The organism is Microvirga tunisiensis, from assembly GCF_009296175.1.
Classification (GTDB): Bacteria; Pseudomonadota; Alphaproteobacteria; order Rhizobiales; family Beijerinckiaceae; genus Microvirga; species Microvirga tunisiensis.
Map to the genome: position 1 here is coordinate 1 of NZ_VOSK01000449.1, position 4337 is coordinate 4337.

The 4337-nt window shown below is 61.5% G+C and carries 7 protein-coding genes; 2 read left to right on the forward strand and 5 right to left on the reverse strand.

The annotated features are described in order from the left end of the window. Positions 1 to 110 precede the first annotated feature (110 nt). The 5 genes from FS320_RS39025 to FS320_RS39040 form a co-directional block, all read right to left on the reverse strand. Entirely contained in the window at positions 111 to 917 is an 807-nt protein-coding gene (locus FS320_RS39025; RefSeq protein WP_338105661.1) for an ABC transporter ATP-binding protein, read from the reverse strand. Positions 918 to 1163: 246 nt separating this feature from the next. Beyond that, positions 1164 to 1799, reverse strand: coding sequence for a hypothetical protein (locus FS320_RS50470; protein WP_338105662.1), 636 nt, complete (start codon positions 1797 to 1799; stop codon positions 1164 to 1166). 178 nt (positions 1800 to 1977) lie between these two features. After that, complete coding sequence (locus FS320_RS45590) at positions 1978 to 2139, reverse strand: hypothetical protein (RefSeq protein ID WP_153885392.1); 162 nt, start codon at positions 2137 to 2139, stop codon at positions 1978 to 1980. A 123-nt stretch (positions 2140 to 2262) separates the two neighbouring features. After that, positions 2263 to 2898 carry an SGNH/GDSL hydrolase family protein gene (locus FS320_RS39035; RefSeq protein ID WP_152717742.1) on the reverse strand — a complete coding sequence of 212 codons (636 nt, stop codon included), beginning with the start codon at positions 2896 to 2898 and terminating at the stop codon, positions 2263 to 2265. Next, on the reverse strand, positions 2895 to 3278 hold the full coding sequence (locus FS320_RS39040) for a response regulator (RefSeq protein WP_162003529.1): 384 nt from the start codon (positions 3276 to 3278) through the stop codon (positions 2895 to 2897). The genes FS320_RS39035 and FS320_RS39040 overlap by 4 nt, the downstream gene beginning before the upstream one ends. A 138-nt stretch (positions 3279 to 3416) precedes the next feature. Here FS320_RS39040 and FS320_RS39045 point away from each other — a divergent pair, with 138 nt between their 5' ends. Both FS320_RS39045 and FS320_RS39055 read left to right on the forward strand, forming a co-directional pair. Next, positions 3417 to 3653, forward strand: coding sequence for a hypothetical protein (locus FS320_RS39045; protein WP_152717746.1), 237 nt, complete (start codon positions 3417 to 3419; stop codon positions 3651 to 3653). Between the two features lie 428 nt (positions 3654 to 4081). Then, on the forward strand, positions 4082 to 4337 hold a 256-nt coding region (locus FS320_RS39055), incomplete at its 3' end, for an SPW repeat protein (protein WP_192926403.1).

Genomic DNA, 4337 nt, shown 5'->3' on the forward strand with positions numbered 1-4337 from the left:
GATCAGCTCATTGCGTGTTGTCATGCTCACCTGCCTCATCATCGCCCCCGCAGCTCGCCAGAGCTCGGGAGCAAATCAGATGAGGCAACGATCCAAAATCAGGGAGCAATTCAGGCGATGCAATGCGTGCCGTCGTCGACCCTGACCTCGACACCGGCACCGGATGGGCGGACATCCAGGTCGAGGGTGTTCTCCGCCCCCATGAAGCTGGCCACGAAGGGTGAATTCGGATGGTCGTAAACCTCCTTCGGGGACCCGACCTGCGCGATCCGTCCGGCATCCATCACGACGATCCGGTCGGCCATGGTCATGGCCTCTTCGCGATCGTGCGTGACGTGGATCGCCGTGAAGCCGAGGCGGTTCTGAAGCGACTTGATTTCCGATCGAAGCTGGATGCGCACCTTGGCGTCCAGATTGGACAGCGGCTCGTCGAGAAGGAGGATTGCCGGCTCGATGGCCAATGCCCGCCCCAAGGCCACGCGCTGGCGCTGACCTCCCGACAGATTCGTCACCTTCCGATCCTCAAGACCGGACATGTTCAGCATCTTCAGCACGCTGGCGACGCGGGCGCGGATCTCCTCTCTCGGGATGCCGCGCAAGCGAAGGCCATAGCCGACGTTGCCGAGGACGGTCATATGCGGCCAGAGAGCATAGGACTGGAACATCATGGCCATGCCGCGTTTTTCCGGCGGCGTGTTCACCACATCCCGGCCAAACAGGCGGATCGCTCCGCCAGCAGCCTTCTGAAATCCGGCAATGGTCCGCAACAATGTGGTCTTCCCGCAGCCGGACGAGCCCAGAATGGCTATGAACTCGCCGGGCGCGACTGAAAGGCTGACCCCATGGAGCACCCGCTGACTGCCATAGCTGACCTGAAGGTGATCGACATCGATCGCGGCCAAGACAGAACTGTCCACGTCTAAGTATCCTCCCGAACGCGCTTTTCCGCGTCTCTTATCGAAGGAGAAGATCACATTTGAATGTCAGTGGGAAGTGTACCCTATCGTCACTCACGTCCCTCCGAATCTCCTGCCCACATTCATGCTGGGTCAGGATCGCACCGGGTCAACGATGGCCCATCAAATGAAAACCGCCCCTTTTCGGGGCGGTTTTTTTGGTCGTCCTAGGATAATGGCGGCCCCGCCGGGGCCATCTTCGACGTTTCAGCGATAACCCCCCTCGATCCTGCGGATTTGCCTGACATCGCGCCGGCCGATGGAGCCTGTCGTCACCACGTCCCGACGAACGGCTCGCACCACGCGGCCGCCGTCTCGATATACGACTCGTGTTACGGTCCGAGGCTGGCGATAGACGACCCGGGGCCTGTAAACCGGCTCGCGGTAGACGACACGAGTCCGATAAACCGGAGCAGGCTGGTACACGACCCGGGTGACGGGAGCCGAGTAGTAGCCGTAGGATGGGTAGCCGTATCCGTAGGACGGATAATTATAAGCCGCTGGATAACTGTTGCCGTACCGGTACCCGTAAGCTGGATAGCCGCCATAAGGGTAACCGTAACCATAGCCCGGATAGCCATAAGCAGGAGTGGCTGCGGCGGTGATCAGACCGCCCAGAACGGCGCCGCCGATCAGGCCGGCCGCGAGCGCGCCGCCGCCGCCCCAGCCGCCGCGGCGGTAGTAAGTGGGATAGTAGCCGCCACGCCAGCCACCGCCACGCCAACCGCCGCCGTGCCAACCACCGCCGTGCCAACCACCGCCGCGCCATCGCTGGGCTTCGGCAGAGCCGATGCTCGCGACGGTGATCGCGGCCACACCTGCCAATAACGCTAGCTTTTTCATGACCGACCTCATGAGAAGTGGCAAATACCCTTCAATAACAAAACAATTCAGAAGCCTGAGTTTTGGTTCGCAGCTTGGCCGATGAACGCGCTTCTTTCTTCATAAAATTCAAGGCTTGCTGAACAAATTGTCAGAAATTCTTGCAATTTCTGCACAGAGAGGCTCGCGCAGCGAAACACTAGGTGACAGTTTGGGAGCAAGTGATCCGGTTCGTGGCCTCACGCCACGCCGCCTTGCGCCGCTTGGCCAGGGCAAGATCCTGCCCGTGCTCGAAGGCGACAGGATCGAGGAAGACGGCCAGATCTTCGATCCGCCGAGTCAGGATATCGTGTCGTTGCATCTTGTACCCTCACCGTGACATCGTTTTCCGAAGCGGACGGAAAAAACGACGCGGCCTGCGCGGAGTTCCGGACGCTGTCGACCTTCGGCGGGTGTGAGAGTGCCCTTTTGGAGCGCCCTCCACTCAACGCGCATAAACCTGAGAGCGCGGAAAGATCGTGTTTCCCGCCACGACCTGAGCGATCACGCCAGCGATCTTGTCGCCCCCCTTCGCGGAGGGTTCGATAGGGTTCGCGTAGTCGTCGGGCTCGTCGCAGATCAGGCGAAGGTCGATGAGGTGGAGCCGCCGGGTGAAGGCCTCGCGGGTAACGACATCGTTGAAGATCGACAGGGCCGTCACGACGAGACGCTGCTCCTGCGGGTCAGGGAAGCGCGCGTCGTAGATCGTGCAGAGCGCCGTCGGGAGCCGCCGCTCCAGGATGGCATCCAGCATGGCGCGATAGTTGCGAGCGAATTCGTCACGCACGTCCGCGAATTTCGTAATCACCTCCGCGACAGAACGGGCCTGCTCGCGCAGGATGCCGCTGTTGCGCAGGGCATCGTTGCCGCCGACGCTCAGGACCAGCTGGCTGGCATCGGAGGGCGTTCGCGACAGCTGATGTGCGACCCCGGTCGTGACGGCTCCATCGACGGCACAAAGGGTCGCCTTCCAGCCTAGGGGCAGCTTGGCCCGGACCTGCGCCACCACGTCGGGCTCGCCGCGACGGACATAGGCGCCATTGTCGAAGATGCTGTCGCCGAGGAGAACCACGTGAGTCATGAGCCTCTCCCGATCAGCCGGTTCAAGGTTGGAACGAGGTGCGTCGACAGGTAGGGCTTGGCGATGAACTCACCGCCCTCCGGTATGGGGCCAGATGTTGCATCCGAATGGCCCGATACCATCACAACCGCCAGATCGGGCCAGCGCTTGCGCGCTATTCCCGCCAGTTCGAACCCATCCAACTTTCCAGGGACATGAGCATCGACCACGAGACCCTGGGCGGCGGAGGTCCTTTCGAGAATTTTGAGGGCTTCGTCCGAATCGGCGGCCTCCACAACCTCGAAAGACGTCCCCCGCAGGTGGTCGGCAATGGCTTGGCGGATGGTCGGCTCCTCGTCCACGAGCACGATCACCGGGGATTGCTGCTGTATTGAAGGCACCCGTGCTCCTCCAGGGATAAAAGGCGTGCCGGCACAACTTGGCGTGAGCAGCCCTTGTTCCGGACGATCCGTCTGATGAACGCCGCATTCCTGGCAGACGTTGATTCACAAGCCCGTAGGCGGGCCGAGGAGGATCAGATGCTGGAAGCATTCAAAGTATCCGCACTGACGATGCTGCTGATGGCGTGGAGCGCCATCGCCGTGGCACAGACATCCCCAGGTGGGACGCCAGGAGGCGGGGCAGCCCCGCCAGCCGGAACCACGACTGACGCCGCGGGCGAGGGAATGGACTGGCTTTGGATCATTGCCCTGATCGCGGTGGTCGCCGTCGTGCTCTTCTACTTCCTGCGGCGAGGCCGCAGCACCCGGATCTGAAGACCACGTCCCTTCAGCGGTCAGGCCGATGGCGGGTCCCTGTCGGTCTGAAAGAAAGACGTGAAGTTTTCCAGCCAAGACGCCAGCCACAGCTCCAGAGCTGTCTTGGCTGCCTGCTCCGTCGGTCCATAGCCCAGGCATCCTCCTGCAGTGGCGTCGACCAGATCCAGAATCTGTTGCTGCCGTCGTAAGCCACGCTCCCCACCTCGACGGGGCCGACGAAACCGACATGACGATTGAGCGGTACTCCGGCCACCTGATCCTGCTGCCACTGAATCCTGCTCATCCACCATTCTGCCATTTTGGCTGCCCCAGCCTTGCGAACTAGCGCGGCCTTCCCGTCCCACAACCCACATCATGCAGCGCAAGGAACCTGACCCAGCTGAGCAACGTTGGCGCAAACGCGATACCGCATGAGGGACATCGTCATGCGCTTTCTTCCCACCAGCCTACATGGTGTGATCGACTATCTCTGGGGCTTGGCGCTTCTCTCAACCCCGTGGCTCTTCGGCTTTGCGGATGTGCCGGCGGCGAAATGGACAGCTGTGATCTTCGGCCTAGTACTACTGTGTCATAAACTCACGAGGCGAGCTATAGTCGGGAGATCCATCATGCGGAGGCGTGTGATGAACCTTCCTATCCCATCAGAGACGCGCGAGGCGCGGTTTGCCGCCTATGTTGATG

Coding starts and splice junctions, on each gene's coding strand:
- FS320_RS50470 (WP_338105662.1), bottom strand. CDS start 1,799: ATGAAAAAGCTAGCGTTATTGGCAGGTGTGGCCGCGATCACCGTCGCG.
- FS320_RS45590 (WP_153885392.1), bottom strand. CDS start 2,139: ATGCAACGACACGATATCCTGACTCGGCGGATCGAAGATCTGGCCGTC.
- FS320_RS39035 (WP_152717742.1), bottom strand. CDS start 2,898: ATGACTCACGTGGTTCTCCTCGGCGACAGCATCTTCGACAATGGCGCC.
- FS320_RS39045 (WP_152717746.1), top strand. CDS start 3,417: ATGCTGGAAGCATTCAAAGTATCCGCACTGACGATGCTGCTGATGGCG.